This window comes from Bacillus sp. ISL-55 (assembly GCF_018613155.1).
Lineage (GTDB): Bacteria > Bacillota > Bacilli > Bacillales > Cytobacillaceae > Mesobacillus.
In genome coordinates this window covers 13,315-33,075 of the sequence record NZ_JAGGQU010000016.1, presented here as the reverse complement: position 1 = coordinate 33,075, position 19,761 = coordinate 13,315, and the positions used below count along the sequence as shown (strand labels likewise).

The following is a 19,761-nucleotide window of genomic DNA, read 5'->3' as shown; positions in this document are numbered from 1 at the left end:
AGATAATTTAATAGCGTGCTCTTATCAAGAGAGGTGGAGGGAAGTGCCCTATGAAACCCGGCAACCGTCAGTAAGCAATGCTTGCTGAAATGGTGCCAATTCACACAAAGCGGATCGCTTTGGCAGATGAGAGAAAGGAATCTACTATGACTATGCCTTTCTGCTCACTTGCAGGAAGGCTTTTATTTTGCCCTTTTCGAAAAAATGCTTAAAAAGTTATAGTCCAAAAGCTTGTTCGAAAAGAATTTATAACTAGAGCATAATCATCCCCGTTTAAGATAGAGTCTATTACCCATTTTTACTGGAGTTTGAATTTTTTCGGTTAGGGAATGGGAAACTAGATTGATAACCTTCTTAATTTTCAGGGAAATTTAACGGTTTTAATAAGTGTAGATGTAAAGAGGGGGAGTCAATTGATTACGATAAAAAATGCCAGAAAGATTTACCCTTCCAACAAGGGAGATGTTATAGCGGTAGATGATGTCAACCTTGAAGTCAAGGAAGGCGAAATCTATGGGGTCATCGGCTACAGTGGCGCCGGCAAAAGTACTTTGATCCGGATGCTGAACGGTCTGGAGATCCCAACTTCAGGTTCAGTCGTGGTAGCAGGAAGGGAAGTTTCAAGGATTAAGGGAGCGGAACTGCGGAAGGCTCGCCAGGAAATCAGCATGATTTTCCAGCACTTCAACCTGCTCTGGTCAAGAACAGTAGCAGAAAATATCGCTTTCCCGCTTGAAATTGCCGGTGTAGCTAAAGCTCAAAGAGATGTACGGGTAAAAGAGTTAATCGAACTTGTTGGCCTTGAGGGCAGAGGAGATGCTTATCCTTCCCAGTTGAGCGGGGGGCAAAAGCAAAGGGTCGGAATCGCGAGGGCACTGGCTAATAACCCTAAAGTACTTCTTGGGGATGAAGCAACTTCAGCACTTGATCCGCAGACAACTGATCAGATTCTTGATCTGCTTGTTGATATCAATAAGAGGCTTGGTCTTACGATTGTCCTGATCACGCACGAAATGCATGTTATCAGGAAAATCTGTCACCGAGTCGCTGTCATGGAAGGCGGAAAGATTGTTGAAACAGGACCAGTACTGGAAGTGTTCAAGAACCCGCAGAAGCCTATTACGAAAAGATTCGTCCAGCAGGTGACAGAACCTGAGGAAACAAAGGAAACAGTTGATCACTTGCTTGAGCGATATCCACATGGTCGCGTTGTCCAGCTGACATTCGTAGGTGAAGGAACCGAACAGCCGCTGATCACCAATTTGATTCGTGAGTTTTCAATAACGGTCAATATTGTTCAGGGTAAAATTTCGCAGACACAAGATGGTTCATATGGAACCTTGTTCATCCATCTTGATGGTGAAGAGGGCGAAGTGACCCGGGCAATCGAGTATATTGGCCAGCATGAGGTCGGCGTGGAGGTGATTTCGCATGGCTGAAAATTTGTTTCCGAATGTGAACTGGGACCGAATGTGGGAAGCGACAGTTGAGACACTATACATGAGTGCCATCTCTGTTGTGGCTACCTTCATTCTTGGAGCGATTCTTGGACTGCTGCTCTTTTTAACTTCCAAGGGAAATATATGGGAAAACAGGCCGGTCAATTTAGTATTGAGTGCAGTCGTTAATATTTTTAGATCCATCCCATTCATAATCTTAATCGTCCTTCTGATTCCTTTTACAAAGATCATCGTGGGATCGATGATCGGGGAAAATGCGGCATTGCCTGCACTGATTATTGGATCGGCTCCATTTTACGCAAGGATGGTTGAGATTGGCTTACGTGAGATTGATAAAGGAGTCATTGAAGCAGCCAAGTCTATGGGAGCGAAGACGACGACGATCATCTGGAAGGTGCTGCTGCCGGAATCGATGCCAGCCTTGGTTTCTGGTATCACGGTGACAGCGATCGCGTTAGTCAGTTACACGGCGATGGCCGGTGTCATCGGGGCAGGCGGTCTCGGAAACCTGGCATACATGGAAGGCTTCCAGAGAAGCCGGAATGATGTCACCTTGATGGCGACCATCATTATTTTGATTATCGTGTTTGTAATCCAGTTTGTTGGTGATTTCTTCACTAGAAAATTAGATAAGAGATAAAGGAGAGATTTGAATTGAAAAAATGGTTATTAGCTCTATTAGCATTAGTATTAACAGCAGGTCTTGCAGCTTGCGGAACTTCTGAGGATAACACAACTGGAGAAGGCGGCAAGGAAGAAAGCAAAAAAATCGTCGTAGGTGCTTCAAACGTACCGCACGCAGAAATTTTGGAAGAAGCAAAAGCACTACTTGAAGAAAAAGGCTATGAAATGGAAGTCAAGACTTTCAACGATTATGTTGTTCCAAACCAGGCACTTGAATCAGGAGAGCTTGATGCTAACTACTTCCAGCATATTCCTTACCTTGAGTCACAAATGGCTGAACATGGCTATAAGTTTGAGAATGCTGGAGGAATCCACATCGAGCCAATTGGTGTCTATTCACAAGACCATACTACTCTTGATGACCTGCCAAAAGGTGCGCACATTATCATGAGCAGCTCGGTAGCAGACCATGGCCGTATCTTGACAATGCTTGAAAAAGAGGGCTTGATTACTCTTAAAGAAGGCGTAGAAAAAGTAAAGGCTACAATTGAAGATATCGCAGAAAACCCTAAAGAATTGAAGTTTGATACAGAATATGAAGCAGCGTTACTTCCACAAATCTTCAACAATGGCGAAGGCGATGCAGTTTTAATCAACTCTAACTATGCAATTGATGCTGGACTTAATCCATTAGAGGATTCTATCGCGATTGAGGAAAGTGATTCTCCATATGTGAACGTAATTGCCGTTCGTGAAGGAGATGCTGAAAAACCGGCAATCAAGGCGCTAGTTGAAGTGCTTCACTCCAAGGAGATCCAGGACTTTATCCTTGAAAAATATGAAGGTGCAGTTGTACCTGTAAAAGAATAAATGAGATGAAAGCAGGCGTGCAGCCTGCTTTTTCTTTTTGCCGCATAACTGACTGTGAAAATTAACATACTAACCGAGAAAAAAGCAGAATGGAGTGGAAGCAATGGAGCATCATTATGAACCTCGGAATTCAACAGAAGCAGCATTGCATGAATATAAGCAGGGCCTGGGTGTATTTACGCAAAGAATGCCAGAGCTTGCCAGACATTATAATGCGTTTACTGAAGTATGTTTTCAGGAAGGGACTTTGACGCAAAAAGAAAAGCAGCTGATTGCTTTGGGGATTTCATTGTATTCACAGGATGAATATTGCATTATATATCATTTAAAAGGCTGCCTTGACCAGGGAGCATCGGAAGAGCAAATTCTGGAAGCGGTTGGAGTGACAGCTGCTTTTGGTGGCGGTGCGGCAATGAGCCAGGCAGTGACACTAGTCCAGGAAGCAATGGCAGAATTGAATACTTTGAAACAGTAAAAGCTGTTTTATACAGCAAAATGGGCTGTTAAATAACAGGAAAGGCTTCATTTGGGAGGATTTTGCCAGTATTCTAAGAATGGCAGAGGTGAAGTCGCGTTAGCCCTCCTTACTCCATCACATCCAAAAATTAACGGTTTTAACCGCTTTGATAGTGGTAAATAAAAGGTGTTAAGATTGCACTATCAAAAAAATCGCTTATTAAAGCGAAAAACCGAAGGGATGATTCACTATTAGTCAGCTAAAACTGAACTACACAAGTGAAATGGAAAAAGCGATGCATGGAGCTCATGGAATTAGTTACGAGGTATACAGCATGAACCATGACGCAAGAATGGAAGTCGAAAGAAAACGCGAAAGAGACTATATCAAAAGCCAACGGATGGTCGCAGACCTGGACAGAAAAGTCCACTCGTAAGCGAGAGTATATATAATAGAAGAAATGTTTTAGGAACCAGTGTGATAGATACACTGGTTTCTTTATTTGCTGATTTAAGACGATTGGCGACTTGATTTCTTGGGGATCTAAGACGATTGTCGACTTGATTTTGTGGGGGATCAGGAGTTACTACGGACAAGTTTGGTGTGATAAGGAGAAAAGCTGTCAAGAAAACGCCGTTATTGTGACAGGTTTGAGGTGTTGAGACGAAAAGCTGTCAAGAAAACGCCGTTATTGTGACAGGTTTGAGGTGTTGAGACGAAAAGCTGTCAAGAAAACGCCGTTATTGTGACAGGTTCGGGGTGTTGGGACGAAAAGCTGTCAAGAAAACGCCGTTATTGTGACCGGTTCGAGGTGTTAAGACGAAAAGCTGTCAAGAAAACGCGGTTATTGTGACAGGTTTGAGGTTTCAGGACGAAAAGCTGTCAAGAAAACGCGGTTATTGTGACAGGTTCGAGGTGTTGGGACGAAAAGCTGTCAAGAAAAAGCCGTTATTGTGACAGGTTTGAGGTGTTGAGACGAAAAGCTGTCAAGAAAACGCGGTTATTGTGACAGGTTCGAGATGTTAGAGCGAAAAGCTGTCCGAAGATGGGGCAACTTCAGACAGTTTTGGTGCCAGAAGAAGGAAAGCTGTCAAAAGATGAGGCAACTTCAGACAGGTTTGGTCCCAGAAGGGGAAAAGCTGTCAGAAGATGAGGCAACTTCAGACAGGTTTGGTGCCAAAAGGGGAAAAGCTGTCCGAAGATGAGGTAACTTCAAACAGGTTTGGTGCCAAAAGAGGAACAGCTGTCCGAAGATGAGGTAACTTCAGACAGGTTTGGTGCCAAAAGAGGCAAAGCTGTCATAAGTTGAGGTGACTTCAGACAGGTTTGGTGCCAGAAGAGGAAAAGCTGTCAAAAGATGAGGTAACTTCAGACAGGTTGGGTGCCAGAAAAGGAAATGGTGTCCGAACCGGGAGTGACTTCGGCCTTGAGGTACATTTTTTTATAATAGAAGGTAAAAAATAAAATGATGTCCAAGCTATGAGCGGAATATCCGACTTTAAATTGCTTGTTCTGTTAAAATGGAATTGTGTTATGTCGTCGTCGTATGTCGCCATTCAGCTAGCTGAATGGCGGGGTGGGGGAAAGTGGAAAGTAGACAAGGAGATCAATGTGCAGAATTAATATATATATGGATTCCTGCTGATTTTTGGCTCACTTCGTGAAGCTGACGCTTCACTGGCTTTTCAGCCTCCGCTGAAAAGCTGCCGAGAGTGAATGAAACGCTGCGGGCAAATACATTTGCCCGGTCGTTTCACTCACTCTCGGCATGAGCCAAAAATCTACGACAATTATCAACAGGGTTCTTTGTTTTTCTTTCCACTTTTAAGGTGTTGCTAACACTTTTCATTTGTTATAAGATTGTAATGAGAATAAAATGAGAATAGAGCTTTTGACGGCTAGAGTCGGCTTAAAATCTTTTCTATATTGACGGAGGTAATATTATGGCAGGATCTGTATTATCAATTAAGGACCTTCAAGTTGAGATTGAAGGCAAGCAGATATTAAAAGGTGTGAACCTTGAAGTTAAGGGTGGGGAAATCCACGCGATCATGGGACCGAATGGTACTGGTAAGTCCACTTTGTCTTCTTCTATCATGGGACACCCTAAGTATGAAGTAACAAATGGAACAATTACGCTTGATGGCGACGATGTTCTTGAAATGGAAGTTGATGAAAGAGCACGCGCTGGTTTGTTCCTTGCTATGCAATATCCAAGCGAAATCAGCGGTGTAACGAATGCTGACTTCTTGCGTTCTGCATTGAACAGCCGTCTTGGCGAAGGAAACGAAATTTCTCTTATGAAGTTCATCCGCAAGATGGATAAGCAAATGGAATTCCTTGAAATGGACCTTGATATGGCACAGCGTTATTTAAACGAAGGTTTCTCCGGCGGTGAGAAAAAACGTAACGAGATCCTTCAATTGATGATGCTTGAACCAAAAATCGCAATCCTTGACGAAATCGATTCAGGCCTTGATATCGACGCATTGAAGGTTGTTTCTAAAGGAATCAATCAAATGCGCGGCGAAGATTTCGGCTGCTTGATCATCACTCACTACCAGCGCCTTCTTGACTACATCACTCCTGACCATGTTCACGTTATGATGCAGGGCCGCATTGTGAAGTCTGGCGGACCAGAACTTGCACAGCGCTTAGAAGCAGAAGGATACGACTGGATTAAGAAAGAACTGGGCATCGAAGACGAAACAGTTGGGCAAGAAGCTTAAGCGTTGGGGGGATTTATAATGACTACGGAAACGAAATGGGCTTTTGACCAGGAGTACATTACTTCCTTCTCAAAAGAAATGAATGAACCGGAATGGCTGACAGAGCTTCGCACGCAATCTCTTGCAAAAGCAGAAGATCTTTCAATGCCAAGACCGGATAAGACGAAGATCGATAAATGGAATTTCACACAATTCGAGAAGTTGCTTGTTAAAAGCGATGTCTTTTCATCCATCGATGAGCTTCCTGAAGAAGTAAAAGCACTTGTTGGCGAGGAAGCTAAAGATAGCAGCCTGTATGTTCAGCGCAACAACAAGCCTGCTTACCTGCAGCTTTCAAAGGAAATGCAAGAGCAAGGCGTCATTTTCACAGATATTTTCACAGCGGCTCGCGAATACAGTGATTTGCTGAAAAAATATTTCATGACTGCCGTTAAGACAGATGAGCACCGTTTGACTGCTCTACACACAGCATTCATGAACGGAGGAGCATTCCTTTATGTTCCGAAAAATGTTCAAATCGAGAATCCAATCCAGGCCATCTTCCTGCATGATGATGCAGAAGCTAACCTGTTCAACCACGTACTGGTTGTTGCTGAAGACAATAGCTCTGTGACATACGTTGAGAACTACATCTCAACAACCGGCAAAGTGAACGGACTGGTGAATATCGTAACTGAAGCAATCGCTGGCCAAAATGCGAAAATTCAGTATGGTGCAGTAGATACTTTGGCTGAAGGTCTTACAACTTATGTTAACCGTCGCGGTCATGCTGGAAGAGATGCTCGTATCGAGTGGGCTCTTGGCATGATGAACGATGGCAACACAATTTCAGAAAACACTACGAACCTTGTTGGTGACGGTTCATACGGCGACACGAAGACAGTTGTTGTTGGTCGCGGAGAACAGACTCAGAACTTCACGACAAGCATCATCCATTTCGGTAAAAATTCAGAAGGCTATATCCTGAAGCACGGTGTTGTGAAGGACAGCGCGACTTCTATTTTTAACGGAATCGGAAAAATCGAGCATGGCGCATCCAAGTCTAATGCAGAGCAGGAATCACGCGTTCTTATGCTTAGTGAAAAAGCACGCGGAGACGCTAACCCAATCCTTCTAATCGATGAAGATGATGTAACAGCAGGCCACGCGGCTTCTGTTGGACGCGTTGACCCGCTTCAGCTTTACTACTTGATGAGCCGCGGAATTCCGCAGCACGAGGCAGAGCGCCTTGTCATCCACGGATTCCTTGCACCGGTTGTAAATGAGCTTCCTATCGAGGGAGTTAAAAAGCAGTTGGTTGAGGTAATCGAAAGGAAAGTTAAATAATGAACGCCCGCGAAATTCGTGAACTATTTCCGATTTTAAATCAGGAAGTCAATGGCAGCCCGCTTGTCTACCTGGACAGCGCGGCGACATCACAAAAGCCGGTGCAGGTTATTGAAGCACTGGACAAATATTATCGCGAATACAACTCCAACGTACACCGTGGTGTCCATACTCTTGGAACAAGAGCGACCGATGGTTACGAAGGATCAAGGGAAAAAGTCCGAAAGTTCATTAACGCAAAATCAATCGAAGAAATCATTTTCACCCGCGGTACCACGACTGCGATCAACACGGTAGCGGCAAGCTATGGCCGCGATAACCTCAAAGAGGGCGATGAAATTGTCATCTCCTACATGGAGCATCACAGCAATATCATCCCTTGGCAGCAGGTGGCAAAACAAACGGGTGCAACCTTGAAATATATCGACCTGCAGGAAGATGGCACGATCTCACTTGATACTGTAAGAGAAACGGTTACAGAGAATACGAAAATCGTCTCCATCATGCAGGTTTCCAACGTACTCGGTGTCATGAACCCTATCAAGGAGATTGCCGAGATTGCCCACCAGAATGGTGCGATCATGGTCGTAGATGGTGCTCAAAGTGCTCCGCATATGAAGATTGATGTTCAGGACCTAAACTGCGATTTTCTCGCTTTTTCCGGACATAAGATGTGCGGGCCGACTGGTATCGGCGTATTATATGGCAAGAAGGCACTTCTTGAAAAAATGGAGCCGGTTGAGTTCGGCGGCGAAATGATTGATTTCGTAGGACTTCAAGAATCAACTTGGAAAGAGCTGCCGTGGAAATTCGAAGGCGGAACACCGATCATCGCTGGTGCGATCGGTCTGGGTGCTGCAATCGACTTCCTGAACGAGATTGGACTCGATAATATCGAGAAGCATGAACACGCTCTTGCGGCCTATGCGATGGATAAAATGTCTGAAATCGAAGGCATGACCATTTATGGCCCGAAAGAAGCCGGCAAGCGTGCTGGGCTCGTAACATTCAATATTGATGACGTGCATCCGCATGATGTGGCAACGGTATTAGATGCTGAAGGAATCGCCGTACGCGCGGGACACCATTGTGCACAGCCGCTGATGAAGTGGCTGAAGGCGTCCGCGACAGCACGTGCAAGCTTCTACCTGTACAACACAGAAGAAGATATTGACAAGCTCGTAGCCGGACTTGTCAAAACAAAGGAGTATTTCAGCGATGTCTTTTAATAATTTAGATAACCTTTATCGTCAAGTTATTATGGATCACTATAAGAACCCTCGCAATAAAGGTGTTTTGGAAGAAGGCAGCCTGACAGTCAATATGAACAACCCGACATGCGGCGACCGCATCCAGCTAACGATGAAAGTCGAAGACGGCAAGGTAGCGGACGCGAAATTCGAAGGGGAAGGCTGCTCGATTTCCATGTCGTCTGCTTCGATGATGACGCAGGCGGTCAAAGGAAGGCCTATCGAGGAAGCTTTAAAACTTTCAACGGTTTTTTCTGACATCATGCAGGGAAAAGACTATGAAGAGGATGATCTTGACCTCGGGGATATTGAAGCACTGCAAGGTGTGGCGAAATTCCCGGCAAGGATCAAATGTGCTACTCTTGCGTGGAAGGCAATGGAAAAAGGCCTGAAGGAAGAGGAAGACAGCCAATAAGAAATCATCGCTTGGTGATTTCTTTGGCTGGAATAAGATAGGTTGACTTATTAACTTGGATTAGTGTCTAGCTTCAGCGCCTAGCCACTCGAGTCGCTTCGGTCCGCCCAATGAAGTCAACAAACGACTTCACTGGTCGGTCCTCCAGCGCTTGTCGGGGCTGACCAAGGCGCTTTTGCAGTTGCAGGGGATTGGCCTGCAGCAGTACAACTACAAAGCGGGAAACCCCGATTTCCCTGCTTTAAGAATGGAGGAATTCGACGATGGCTAAAAAAATGCCAGAGATCGGTGATTATAAATACGGATTTTCCGATAAAGACGTTTCCATCTTCCGGTCTAAGCGCGGTCTGACGCGTGAAATCGTTGAAGAAATTTCAAAAATGAAGGAAGAGCCCCAGTGGATGCTGGACTTCCGTTTAAAATCATTGGAGCACTTCTACAATATGCCAATGCCTCAATGGGGCGGAGACATGGCTTCATTAAACTTTGATGAAATCACTTACTATGTAAAACCATCTGAGCGCTCTGAAAAGTCTTGGGATGAAGTTCCTGAAGAAATCAAGGCGACTTTTGATAAACTTGGCATTCCTGAAGCTGAGCAAAAATACCTTGCAGGTGTTTCTGCGCAGTATGAATCAGAGGTTGTATACCACAACATGAAGGAAGAGCTTGAAGATCTGGGGATCGTCTTCAAAGACACAGATTCTGCTCTGAAAGAAAACGAAGACATTTTCCGTGAACATTTCGGAAAAGTCATCCCTCCAACAGATAACAAGTTTTCAGCATTGAACTCTGCTGTCTGGTCTGGTGGATCTTTCATCTATGTTCCAAAGGGAATCAAAGTGGATACTCCACTTCAGGCGTACTTCCGCATCAACTCTGAAAACATGGGTCAATTCGAGCGTACATTAATCATCGTTGATGAAGGAGCGCACGTACACTATGTTGAAGGATGTACAGCTCCTGTTTACACAACGAACTCACTTCATAGTGCGGTCGTTGAAATCATCATCAAAAAAGACGCGTATTGCCGTTATACAACGATCCAGAACTGGGCAAATAACGTTTTCAACCTTGTTACAAAGCGTGCGGTCTGTGAAGCGAACGCGACAATGGAATGGATCGATGGCAACATCGGTTCCAAGCTGACAATGAAATACCCGGCAGTCATCCTTAAGGGTGAAGGCGCTCGCGGTATGACATTATCCATCGCAATCGCTGGTAAAGGCCAGCACCAGGATGCAGGTGCGAAAATGATTCACCTTGCACCGAACACATCATCAACAATCGTATCAAAATCAATCTCAAAGCAAGGCGGAAAAGTAACATACCGCGGTATCGTCCACTTCGGACGCAAAGCTGACGGCGCCCGCTCTAACATTGAGTGCGATACGTTGATCATGGATAACAAGTCTACTTCAGACACGATTCCATACAATGAAATCCTGAACGACAACATTTCTCTTGAACATGAAGCGAAGGTTTCCAAAGTATCAGAAGAGCAATTGTTCTACCTGATGAGCCGCGGAGTCTCCGAAGAAGAAGCAACAGAAATGATCGTAATGGGCTTCATCGAGCCATTCACAAAAGAATTGCCAATGGAATACGCAGTCGAAATGAACCGCCTGATCAAGTTCGAGATGGAAGGTAGTATAGGATAATGAAGAAAAAACCCCGATATACCGGGGTTTTTCTTATGTTCGGCTTGAGCCAAGTTCGCCTTTTAGCCAAGTTTTAGCCAAGTTTTTGCTGAGTTAGGATTTATCTAGAGGTGTATGCAGAGAATTTTGCGAGTTCATCGGCTTGAATTTTGTTGGTAATATGTCCGTAAGTTCTACTTAATTCCTTTGTATCTTTATGACCTAATCTTTTTGCTACATAGATTTCACTTACGCCCGATTCAAGCAATAGGGTGGCATGGGTGTGCCTAAAAGCGTGCAATCCTTTATATTCAACTCCGGAAGCTTGATGATAGTTCTGGATCGTTTCACGAATGATTGATGGTGTGAGATAATGTCCGTTGTAATTTTGAAAAATGATTCCATCTTTATTTTTCTTAAATCTTGGGTTTCCAAGAATCAACTCATTCTGCTTTGCCTTGAATTTCTTCAGTTCTCGAAGGACTTCATCTTCAATTTGGATCATTCGATATGATGAATCATTTTTTAATGTTGTAAGAATTACTTTGTTATTATCATCCCGACTTGTTTGCCTATTTATATCGACCATATTTCCTTCGATATCATCCCATCTTAAAGCAAGAGCTTCTGATATCCTTAACCCGGTTTTGTATAGGAAGAGGATCAACATATAATACATTCGGTATTCGGGGAACCTTTGATGCTTGAACGTTTTTAGATAATCCAAAAGCTGATTCATTTCATCTAGGCAGAAATATTTCACCTTTTCATCTTCCTTTTTCAATGCAACATTATCCTGCACTTCTATCTTCAATCTATCTGCCGGATTATCTCCAAGTACCCGAAGTTCTTGAACAGCATAAAACAAAATACTTTTAATCACTGAAAGGTATTTACGCCTTGAACCTATTGAATATTTTGGCTTTCCATTCTTGTCGCATTCACCGAAAGCCGCAAGCCAATCTTTTATTTCGATCCTTGTGATTTTTGCAATTTTTTTGTGACCAAATGCAGGCATCACATGATTTTTTATGATTACTTCGGTTTGCCTATAAGTTGACTCTTTTGTTGTGCGCTTTTTCCATTTCAACCACTCTTCCACAACGAAGTCGAAGCGTGATTTTTTATTTGTTATATTTTGACCCAAATCTTTTCTTTCTTCTGCTTTTCCTGCAGCAATTTCAGCTTCCCTCATAGTTCTGAAAGTCCCTATGCTTACTAGTTTCCCATCCTTGTGAACACGTACTTGATACCTTCCGCTTGAAAATTTTCTTATGTTTGCCATGATGCACCTTCTCCTTTTAATCCCTTATAAAGACTTCGATAAGACCTTTTATTTTTGCTTTTTCTTCTCTTGTAAGAAGCCTATCTTGAAAAAAAATTGGATGATTGGAATCAAGTAAAAAATCAAGATAGAATGATCCTTGCTTTTGTTCATCCAGTGACAGTTCTTTCTCTTCTTGTTCGTATTGTTCGTTTTTTATCATCTGATAGTCAAATGCATCAATATATCCTGCTGCAACCATTAACTTTTCATATTGTTCATCTAAACCTTTTGCCAATCTTTCTATAATATCTGGTGACGGTTTTTCTCGTTTGCCGCTTTCAAGATGTGAGATATACATAGCTGAAACACCGGATAATTCCCCAAGCTTATTCATTGATAAGTTTTTTTCTTCTCTTTTCGTTTTGAGATATTCTCCAAATTTCATTAATTATCACTCTCCCCTTCAGTTTCATTATAAACAATAACTTATGGAATTTAAACTATGATTTGCATAAAATATTGTCTAAAGAGATATAATGGTTCTATAAGCTACAGTTTATGGGTTAAAAACTGTAAAATGCTTTAAAAAAACACCAAGGAGGAACAAATCATGCTTAATATTACTTTAGACGAAAATGAATTAAAAAAATTGTATATGGAGGAAGTCCGAAAACGTGTGGATGACATCGAGGAACAAACGTTGCTCATAGACACAAAGGAACTTTGTAAAATGCTTTCGCTAAGCAGACCAACGGTTGAGAAATTATTTATATTCAATCCGAATTTTCCTGCTTTCCGAGTGGGCAAGAAATGGATGTTCAATCGTAAGGAAGTAGAGGAATATATCAAAAAATGGTCAATAGATGTTAGGAAAAAAGGTGGCAGCGTAGAGTTCCATTAATATTGAGGATGAATGAAATGTTAAACGATTATGCTGAAAATCAGTTTCCCTCTTGTTTATATCAAGTCGAAAAGTTGGAGATATTGAAATGTAATAAGAGGTTGATGAAAAAGGAAAAACCTCGCAGCTACCAACTGGGAGGTTACCCGATAGCACACGGAACCCCGTTAGCGTGACCGCCAATGCTATCATATAAAATCCTTTTTTCGTCTACTCTTTCCACGGAATGTTAACAAAAAATTTAGGATTTGTATTCTTCAGTTATGCCCGTATTTTATCAGAATTAAGCATAAGCGTACAAACTCCTTGACTTTTTGTTCATTTCCTTTCGGAAGGAAACTCAAACAACATAGAAGAGGAGCTTTTTGATGTTTAAAGAATTTAATGATAATGAAAAGTACCCAAGAAAAAATGCGGAAGTCGCAGACAGCCATGAAACTTTTGTGTCATGTGGATGGATTCTGGAAGAACACGAAGTGGTCGTAGATATCGATTGCCTGCCGAAGGAAAAGATAGAGAAGCTGATTCATCTTTTTAACATTCAAACACAGATTGTTTGGACTAGCAGGGGCGCACACTTTTATTTCAAAAAACCGCAGGTGTTCCGGGGAGCCAAAGCAATATGCCCTCTAGGGTTCGAAGTGGAATATAAACATAAAAAGAACACCGAAGCTGTAACCATTAAACAGAATGGCGAGCTGCGAGAAATAGAGAATGGGGGTATTCGAGAGGATCTGCCGGAGATTTTCTACACGAATAAAAAATTAAATTCATTGCTCGGCTTGGAAGAAGGGGAAGGGAGGAACCAAGCGCTCTTTGCCCATAGACTGAAAATCTTTGAGATGAAAGCAGTGCAGTCCATATTGCGATTTATCAATAATCATGTCTTCGCCGAACCATTACCGGAAGAAGAATTTCAAACTGTAACAAGAGGTAGTGTTAAACCGGACACCAAGAAAAACAGTGAGCCAGATGTGGCTGCCTATCTCATGAGCAAATATAAAGTGGTGTTATATGGGGAGAAATTGCACTGGTTCGAGGATAATCGGTACCACTTCGGCGAAGATGATCTGCGGCGCCTTGTCATGAATGAAGTAGGGTTGCAAAAAACAAGGTATGCGGATGAAGTCATAAAGCAAATGAAGTACAAAGCCACCGTTATAAAAAATGACAAAACTTTTTACATTAAGTTGCAAAATGGCATCTTGCATGAAGGTGAATTTGATAAAATCGATTATAAAGAATTTACCCCCTACTCGATCGAGCTGCCTTATGATGAAAATGCAGAACCGGTGCCAATCGTAGATGAATACATAAATCACTTGACGAATAATGACATTGATTACCGAAACCGGCTGCTTGAAACCTTGGCTCACCCCTTGATCGTAGACAAAGAATTTAAACGGATGCTTGCGAAATTCTTTATTTTTGTTGGGGATGGTGGAAACGGAAAAGGCACTCTGCTTCTTATGATCCGAAAAATTTTAGGGTATAACCACTGCTCGGCTTTAAGTATCAAAGACATGACAGACGAGCGGTATTTCACGACCATGCAAGGGAAATTAGTGAACCTTGGAGATGATGTCCAAGATGAAGCCATAAACCATGACCAAACGAAGATACTGAAAAACCTTAGTACTTGTGATTATATAGCCACAAGAAATTTATTCGAGCATTCCAAAGATGTCGAACTGACGATCTCGCTTATTTTTACGAGTAACCACATTTTGAAATCCTTTGAAAAAGGCGAAGCCTACAAACGCAGAGTGGACTGGTTGCCCATGTATTCAAAACCAAAGAAGAAAGACAAGCATTTTATTAGCAAATTGACCACACCGGAAGCCTTGAAATATTGGATGAAACTGATTGTGGAAGCCTACATGAGATTGTATAAAAATGAAGGGTTTACGGAATCAAAATTGGTGACCGAGTTTAATGAAAAGTACCATGAGGAAAACAATACTGTTCTCCAATATTTAGGGTTTCATACAAAAGAATGGATTATTGGTAAACGGTCACCAGAAGCATATGGTGAATATGAAGTCTGGGCAGAAGAAAACGGACTGAACGTTCAAAATAGAAAATTGTTTATAAAAAGTATAGAAGATGTTCTTGGATTGGTTTTAGCACCGAAAAAGATAAATGGTAATGTGCAAAGAGTATTCCAAGAGCCGCAAAAAGAGTGAAAAGGTAACATTTTTAATTTTTTGTAACCTTTTGTAACCTTTTTAGTAACCCGGTTCAACCCTTGCGGTTACTGGGTTTTTGAACAAAAGGTAACAAAGTTACAAAAATATATATATATATATATAATTTAAAAAAATATTTTATATATAGAGAAGTAAAAGGGGTGTATGTAAAAGTAAAATATAAGAGTTTTTGCCAAAAAAATTGTAACCTTGTAACCGGAGAGGATCGAACCCATGTGGCTCTAAGGCTGAACCCGGTTACAAAAAGGTTACATTTTTAATTTATTTTTGTAACCCATCTTTTTATTTGGCGGCTGCTTATTTCGCTTTTCCTATCTAATATATTCAATTTCAAGTTGTATAGGTTTAAAAAGTTTGAAAATACGCAATAATAATTATTAATTGATAAAAATAACAATTCCTTTTTTTCCGTGGAAAGAGAAAAGGTTTCAAAGAACTCACAAGACGGGCTTGTGGGTTTTTTATTTGCGCAAAAAGGAAAGATAAATAAAGGTCAAGAAGCCAAACTACTCGGTTCTGGTTCAACCGTTTAAGAAGAAACAATTGACCAATCGTGTAAAGTTCGATTGATCGGTTCTTGATCGCCGGCAATTCATCTTTGAGCAGCAGCCATTCGTTTGGTTGCTTTTTTTATTTATATCTTGTTAACAATTGTTATATTTTATTCGACAAATGATAACACTAATAAAAAAGGATCAGAGAAAGGACTATCTAATTTGACTAACGAAGAATTGCATGAAACCAAAGTTAAGCAACAATTGTATTTCACCTTAAAAAGCATGGAAGATACGTTGGAGGAGTTGATCCGATACACTCACCTCGTCTGGGGAGATGATTGGACAACCGAGAATCTGGCGGCATACAAAGCCATTGTGGGTTTAACTAAGTTTCTGGATCAGCACCCGGCAACAGAGGAATTGTTTGAGAAATCAAAATGATAGAAGGCGCTTTAATTGTTAACACTATAAAAGAGATTTGAAGGAGATGTTAAGGATGGATAACAAACAATTAGGAACACGAGTGAGTGGTCAAGCGGCACGATCATTGGAAGAATTGGCATCCGAACAAGGTAATTCCATAAGCACCGAGATTAAAAACGCTGTGGAATTTTACTTGCTTGAGCGAAAGCTGAAAAAATTAAAAAACATGACTAGGATCGGGATTGAATTGAATCGACTGTCGAATGACAGTTTGGATCGAGTGTTCAATTTATTTAATGATCTCACGTTATCCGATGAGATGGATCAGACTGATTTTGTAAGTTTTTTTGGACAACTACTTGAAGAAAAAGTCAACAGAGCGAAGGAGCAAACCACAAATGAATAAGCAAGAATACAAAACGAAACGTGATGCCATGCTTGCGGCAGCAGACAAGCTGATCCAAGAAGGTAAACTGAACGATTCAGAAAGTAAAATGCAAGAAATCAAAAACCTAGATGCCGAGTGGGAGAAAGCTAAATTGGATCAAGCCAATGCCAATTCTTTAGAAAACAACCACAAGGTTGCGAACCTAGAAGGTCAATCTGTCAATGCCGAGGGACAAACTGTGGAAGCAATCGGATCAAACTTGACCGGATCGTCAACCGGAACATTTGGAGGAATGGGACAGATGAACAATACAGATCAAACGATCTTTTTCAGAAATGAGTTATTATCAGCCAAAACTCCAAACGTCAACAATTTATCACTTGGCAAGTACGTCAAGGGTGCTATCACGGGTAAATGGGAGTTTGCTCAAGCTGAACAGCATGAGTTTAGAGCGCTCTCCACAGCGACAGCCGGTGTATTGATCCCGGAGGTGTTGAGCAATCAAGTTATTGACATGGCACGAAATCAGTCCATTCTGTTTCAGTCTGGTGTGCCAATGCTACCAATGGACTCAAACAATATGACGATCTCAAGAGTCAAGTCAGACCCTCAATTTGGATTTAAAGCAGAAGGCGCTGAAACAACTGAAAGTGTAATGGAGTTCGAGCCGGTCGTTTTAAAAAGTAAAACGGTGTACGGTCTAATGAGCATTACCCTTGAAGCGCTACAATCCTCTGCCAACCTAGAAAGTGTGGTTCGCAACTCAATGGCTGAAAGTATCGCCAGAACGATTGATTACTCTTGTTTATTCGGAGATGGGGTAGACGAGCCAAAAGGGATTTTAACGTATGATGATATTAACCTACAAGCTGAAGCTGCCGACCTTACAAATTACGATCCTTTTGTGAGAGCAGTTGGTGCGGTTCGTAGAGCAAACGGTGAGCCGACAGCATGGGCATTAAATGCTACGACTGACGAGCAGCTGAACCTTTTAAAAGATGCAGAAGGAAATCCTTTAGCTATTCCTCCGGTACTTGAAAAGATGGAACGAATGGTGTCCAACCAACTTCCAGATAATGAAGGTGTCAACTCAGACGAAAGCACTTCTGTCATTTATGATCCAAGAGCGCTTCTGATCGGATTGCAATCACCAATCAGAATTGAATTATCTCGTGAAGCAGAAGACGCTTATAGAAAAGGAATTGTGTATCTGCGCATTTATGCAATGGTTGACATTGCTGTGCTTCGACCAAAGCATATTACAAAGATCACCGGATTAAAAGTTACACCAGTTGCTTAAACTATAAATATGATTCTTCAAAGCAAAACCCTCTGTGGGATCAGTCCCACCGTTCGGTTGACCTTCTTGCGGATCACTCCTTCTTTCATAAGTTCGTGTTTTTAATTGCATTGTTCTTTATTTAGTGAAACTCCTTTAAAGTTTAGTTTGGTTGACCTCTCATTTCGGAAAAAGTGAGAGGTCTATTTTTTTTTGATCCCCCCCCTATTTCAAACCGACCTACCCCGGTTGGGAACCGGTGATGGGAGCAGAATTTTTCTGCATAGGATTACATGAGTTTTTTTGGAAAGATATTTGAAGAAATGCCGGGATATAAGCTGATATAAAAGGATTTCCGATCTTTTAGCTTTGCCACCGTAAGGCGCACCTTTGATCGTTTAAAAGGCGCACCATGCCATGCGGCAAAGTGTCAATGCTAACGTCATGGCGGCGCTTATCTGGGCGCACAGTGGGCAATCATAAGGGGAAATCATCATAAAGGAGACTGATCCGTTATGTCTATGAGTATTGATCCATCTTACATAGAAAAAACAGAATCCTATATTGAACAAAACAAAGAGAGCATGGATCAAAACGTGTACTCCTTCATAAAGCAAGTCTGCCAAGACGAAAGAAAATATTTAGAATTAGTGGAACAATGGGGGAAGCAAAAAGGGGTGCGCAAGGTTTCAGAGCCAAAACTTATGCCATATCCTAACCCTTGATAAATTGAGGTTTCAATGATTCTTTGAGCTTTAATGAAAAAAGAACCCTCCGAAAATGGGGAAAGATTCAGAGGGTTTGGGAATTTGCAATCATGCTGACTTCGGTGTTTCCATTTTACCATAAGGCTCGCCATGAGGTCTTGCTTTAATTTCGACTTATTTCGGGTTTGATTGCACCGTTCACTCCAATGAAGGGGGATATAGCAGAAATGAGCAAACGAGCCTTATATGGCTTTTTTGAACCCACAGAGGGGAGTGAGGTGTGCCTTACGCTCTGTATCAAGCCGGGGATCAAATCTGCGGCTCACCTTGCGCAACCCTTCCAAACCAAAATAAAAAGCCTTCCCCCAAGCAAAAGGAAAGCTTTCAGCAGCAGAGCAGTCAGCGAAATCAAAAAAAGCGAAATGAAGAACTTAATTGAACGACTCTTAATTTTTATTGGCTGTAGCCGGAATTTTTAACCGGGATCAATGCTCTGTTAAAATTGTGTTCTTTTGCTCGGTCAAGCCTAACCATAGGTCAAACTTCGGCTACCTTGTTCTTCTGAATATGTAGCTTTAAGGCACGCCTAGCCAAGCCAAATTTCCTAGCCAAGTTTTAGCCAAGTTATAGCCAAGTCTTAGCCATGCTAGCCAAGTTATAGCCAAGTTAAGTTTATAATGAGATTTAACATATTATAACAAAAGGCTTTATATCAAAGTTTGTGGGATGAATTTAGAGGATATTTTAGCATCGTTTATCAAATTTCATGCTATTTTTAGCACCATTCATCAAGTTCGAAATGGAAGGTTCAATCGGTTAATAATGATAATTACGGGAATCCACCTGCCTCGGCAGGTGGATTTTTTTATTTACTAGGAAATTTTAAAATAATTTTAATGTGGATAACTATACGGGTTTTCTTAATCCAGCTCCAGCGCCTAGCCCCTCGAGTCGCTTGTCTAGTGTCACCTCCTAGAAACTCCGAAACTTCAACTCCGCCGGCAGAAGCAAAAAGCGCTTCTTTGTCGGAGTCTCCAGTTTCTGCGTTTCTGGACAGTCGGCTATACATTTCTATTTCGGTCCGCCCAATGAAGTCAAAGAACGACTTCACTGCTCGGCCCTCCAGCGCTTGTCGGGGCTGAACGAGGCGCTTGCGCTTTTTGTTCCGGTTGGAAAGCATATTAATGAGTTGTATCTTCCAATGAAATGGAAGACGGTGCAATTAAGTGGATGTATAGTGCAATTCGCATGATTGAACGTGCAATTAATGCAATTTACCGTGCAATAATGTAATTGAGTGTGCAATTATGAAAGAATA

At 41.9% G+C, this 19,761-nt stretch carries 20 protein-coding genes and 1 riboswitch; of the genes, 17 read left to right on the top strand and 3 right to left on the bottom strand.

Translation table 11 applies throughout. The features are described 5' to 3' along the window. The first annotated feature begins 18 nt into the window (after positions 1 to 18). Positions 19 to 133: riboswitch (SAM riboswitch) on the top strand. A gap of 280 nt (positions 134 to 413) precedes the next feature. The 10 genes from J7E32_RS09065 to sufB all read left to right on the top strand — a co-directional run bounded on the left by J7E32_RS09065 (position 414) and on the right by sufB (position 10,792). Beyond that, a complete protein-coding gene (locus J7E32_RS09065; RefSeq protein ID WP_214906596.1) occupies positions 414 to 1,439 on the top strand; it encodes a methionine ABC transporter ATP-binding protein in 1,026 nt (341 codons plus the stop codon). Next, positions 1,432 to 2,100 (top strand): methionine ABC transporter permease, encoded by a 669-nt coding sequence (locus J7E32_RS09060; RefSeq protein ID WP_214906594.1) that lies wholly within the window; start codon positions 1,432 to 1,434, stop codon positions 2,098 to 2,100. Before J7E32_RS09065 ends, J7E32_RS09060 begins: the two co-directional genes overlap by 8 nt. Positions 2,101 to 2,114: 14 nt before the next feature. Next, positions 2,115 to 2,954 (top strand): MetQ/NlpA family ABC transporter substrate-binding protein, encoded by an 840-nt coding sequence (locus J7E32_RS09055; RefSeq protein WP_214906592.1) that lies wholly within the window; start codon positions 2,115 to 2,117, stop codon positions 2,952 to 2,954. A 103-nt stretch (positions 2,955 to 3,057) separates the two neighbouring features. After that, complete coding sequence (locus J7E32_RS09050; RefSeq protein ID WP_041966110.1) at positions 3,058 to 3,429, top strand: carboxymuconolactone decarboxylase family protein; 372 nt, start codon at positions 3,058 to 3,060, stop codon at positions 3,427 to 3,429. A gap of 265 nt (positions 3,430 to 3,694) precedes the next feature. Then, complete coding sequence (locus J7E32_RS09045; protein WP_214776232.1) at positions 3,695 to 3,847, top strand: YuzK family famiily protein; 153 nt, start codon at positions 3,695 to 3,697, stop codon at positions 3,845 to 3,847. A gap of 1,507 nt (positions 3,848 to 5,354) precedes the next feature. Next, the gene (gene sufC, locus J7E32_RS09040; protein ID WP_214906590.1) at positions 5,355 to 6,140 is read left to right on the top strand and encodes a Fe-S cluster assembly ATPase SufC; all 786 of its coding nucleotides are present in this window, start codon (positions 5,355 to 5,357) and stop codon (positions 6,138 to 6,140) included. 18 nt (positions 6,141 to 6,158) lie between these two features. Next, positions 6,159 to 7,466 (top strand): Fe-S cluster assembly protein SufD, encoded by a 1,308-nt coding sequence (gene sufD, locus J7E32_RS09035; RefSeq protein WP_214906588.1) that lies wholly within the window; start codon positions 6,159 to 6,161, stop codon positions 7,464 to 7,466. Beyond that, positions 7,466 to 8,695 (top strand): cysteine desulfurase, encoded by a 1,230-nt coding sequence (locus tag J7E32_RS09030; protein WP_214906586.1) that lies wholly within the window; start codon positions 7,466 to 7,468, stop codon positions 8,693 to 8,695. Before sufD ends, J7E32_RS09030 begins: the two co-directional genes overlap by 1 nt. Beyond that, positions 8,685 to 9,131 (top strand): Fe-S cluster assembly sulfur transfer protein SufU, encoded by a 447-nt coding sequence (gene sufU, locus J7E32_RS09025; RefSeq protein ID WP_192470132.1) that lies wholly within the window; start codon positions 8,685 to 8,687, stop codon positions 9,129 to 9,131. Before J7E32_RS09030 ends, sufU begins: the two co-directional genes overlap by 11 nt. 263 nt (positions 9,132 to 9,394) lie before the next feature. Next, positions 9,395 to 10,792, top strand: coding sequence for a Fe-S cluster assembly protein SufB (sufB, locus tag J7E32_RS09020; RefSeq protein ID WP_214906584.1), 1,398 nt, complete (start codon positions 9,395 to 9,397; stop codon positions 10,790 to 10,792). Positions 10,793 to 10,892: 100 nt separating this feature from the next. Here the strand turns inward: sufB and J7E32_RS09015 are convergent, their stop codons facing one another. Both J7E32_RS09015 and J7E32_RS09010 read right to left on the bottom strand, forming a co-directional pair. After that, entirely contained in the window at positions 10,893 to 12,056 is a 1,164-nt protein-coding gene (locus J7E32_RS09015) for a tyrosine-type recombinase/integrase (protein WP_214906582.1), read from the bottom strand. A 16-nt stretch (positions 12,057 to 12,072) separates the two neighbouring features. Beyond that, positions 12,073 to 12,483, bottom strand: coding sequence for a helix-turn-helix domain-containing protein (locus tag J7E32_RS09010; RefSeq protein ID WP_214906580.1), 411 nt, complete (start codon positions 12,481 to 12,483; stop codon positions 12,073 to 12,075). A gap of 165 nt (positions 12,484 to 12,648) precedes the next feature. Between J7E32_RS09010 and J7E32_RS09005 the strand changes: the two genes are divergently transcribed. From J7E32_RS09005 to J7E32_RS08975, 7 genes are all read left to right on the top strand, one after another. After that, on the top strand, positions 12,649 to 12,939 hold the full coding sequence (locus J7E32_RS09005; RefSeq protein ID WP_214906578.1) for a helix-turn-helix domain-containing protein: 291 nt from the start codon (positions 12,649 to 12,651) through the stop codon (positions 12,937 to 12,939). A 368-nt stretch (positions 12,940 to 13,307) separates the two neighbouring features. Then, positions 13,308 to 15,125 carry a DNA primase family protein gene (locus J7E32_RS09000; RefSeq protein ID WP_214906576.1) on the top strand — a complete coding sequence of 606 codons (1,818 nt, stop codon included), beginning with the start codon at positions 13,308 to 13,310 and terminating at the stop codon, positions 15,123 to 15,125. Positions 15,126 to 15,928: 803 nt separating this feature from the next. Beyond that, positions 15,929 to 16,087: a hypothetical protein gene (locus J7E32_RS08995; RefSeq protein ID WP_214906574.1), complete on the top strand. Its 159-nt coding sequence runs from the start codon at positions 15,929 to 15,931 to the stop codon at positions 16,085 to 16,087. Between the two features lie 55 nt (positions 16,088 to 16,142). After that, complete coding sequence (locus J7E32_RS08990) at positions 16,143 to 16,475, top strand: hypothetical protein (protein ID WP_214906572.1); 333 nt, start codon at positions 16,143 to 16,145, stop codon at positions 16,473 to 16,475. Next, positions 16,468 to 17,757 carry a phage major capsid protein gene (locus J7E32_RS08985; protein WP_214906570.1) on the top strand — a complete coding sequence of 430 codons (1,290 nt, stop codon included), beginning with the start codon at positions 16,468 to 16,470 and terminating at the stop codon, positions 17,755 to 17,757. The genes J7E32_RS08990 and J7E32_RS08985 overlap by 8 nt, the downstream gene beginning before the upstream one ends. Before the next feature lie 500 nt (positions 17,758 to 18,257). Continuing rightward, positions 18,258 to 18,461: a hypothetical protein gene (locus J7E32_RS08980; protein ID WP_214906568.1), complete on the top strand. Its 204-nt coding sequence runs from the start codon at positions 18,258 to 18,260 to the stop codon at positions 18,459 to 18,461. 209 nt (positions 18,462 to 18,670) lie between these two features. Further along, a complete protein-coding gene (locus J7E32_RS08975; RefSeq protein WP_214906566.1) occupies positions 18,671 to 18,922 on the top strand; it encodes a hypothetical protein in 252 nt (83 codons plus the stop codon). A gap of 386 nt (positions 18,923 to 19,308) precedes the next feature. Here J7E32_RS08975 and J7E32_RS08970 read toward each other — a convergent pair whose 3' ends face one another. Then, complete coding sequence (locus J7E32_RS08970) at positions 19,309 to 19,554, bottom strand: hypothetical protein (RefSeq protein ID WP_214906564.1); 246 nt, start codon at positions 19,552 to 19,554, stop codon at positions 19,309 to 19,311. Positions 19,555 to 19,761 lie beyond the last annotated feature (207 nt).

Coding starts and splice junctions, on each gene's coding strand:
- J7E32_RS09060 (WP_214906594.1), top strand. CDS start 1,432: ATGGCTGAAAATTTGTTTCCGAATGTGAACTGGGACCGAATGTGGGAA.
- J7E32_RS09050 (WP_041966110.1), top strand. CDS start 3,058: ATGGAGCATCATTATGAACCTCGGAATTCAACAGAAGCAGCATTGCAT.
- J7E32_RS09045 (WP_214776232.1), top strand. CDS start 3,695: ATGGAAAAAGCGATGCATGGAGCTCATGGAATTAGTTACGAGGTATAC.
- sufC (WP_214906590.1), top strand. CDS start 5,355: ATGGCAGGATCTGTATTATCAATTAAGGACCTTCAAGTTGAGATTGAA.
- sufD (WP_214906588.1), top strand. CDS start 6,159: ATGACTACGGAAACGAAATGGGCTTTTGACCAGGAGTACATTACTTCC.
- J7E32_RS09030 (WP_214906586.1), top strand. CDS start 7,466: ATGAACGCCCGCGAAATTCGTGAACTATTTCCGATTTTAAATCAGGAA.
- sufU (WP_192470132.1), top strand. CDS start 8,685: ATGTCTTTTAATAATTTAGATAACCTTTATCGTCAAGTTATTATGGAT.
- sufB (WP_214906584.1), top strand. CDS start 9,395: ATGGCTAAAAAAATGCCAGAGATCGGTGATTATAAATACGGATTTTCC.
- J7E32_RS09015 (WP_214906582.1), bottom strand. CDS start 12,056: ATGGCAAACATAAGAAAATTTTCAAGCGGAAGGTATCAAGTACGTGTT.
- J7E32_RS09010 (WP_214906580.1), bottom strand. CDS start 12,483: ATGAAATTTGGAGAATATCTCAAAACGAAAAGAGAAGAAAAAAACTTA.
- J7E32_RS09005 (WP_214906578.1), top strand. CDS start 12,649: ATGCTTAATATTACTTTAGACGAAAATGAATTAAAAAAATTGTATATG.
- J7E32_RS09000 (WP_214906576.1), top strand. CDS start 13,308: ATGTTTAAAGAATTTAATGATAATGAAAAGTACCCAAGAAAAAATGCG.
- J7E32_RS08995 (WP_214906574.1), top strand. CDS start 15,929: ATGGAAGATACGTTGGAGGAGTTGATCCGATACACTCACCTCGTCTGG.
- J7E32_RS08990 (WP_214906572.1), top strand. CDS start 16,143: ATGGATAACAAACAATTAGGAACACGAGTGAGTGGTCAAGCGGCACGA.
- J7E32_RS08985 (WP_214906570.1), top strand. CDS start 16,468: ATGAATAAGCAAGAATACAAAACGAAACGTGATGCCATGCTTGCGGCA.
- J7E32_RS08980 (WP_214906568.1), top strand. CDS start 18,258: ATGAGTATTGATCCATCTTACATAGAAAAAACAGAATCCTATATTGAA.
- J7E32_RS08975 (WP_214906566.1), top strand. CDS start 18,671: ATGAGCAAACGAGCCTTATATGGCTTTTTTGAACCCACAGAGGGGAGT.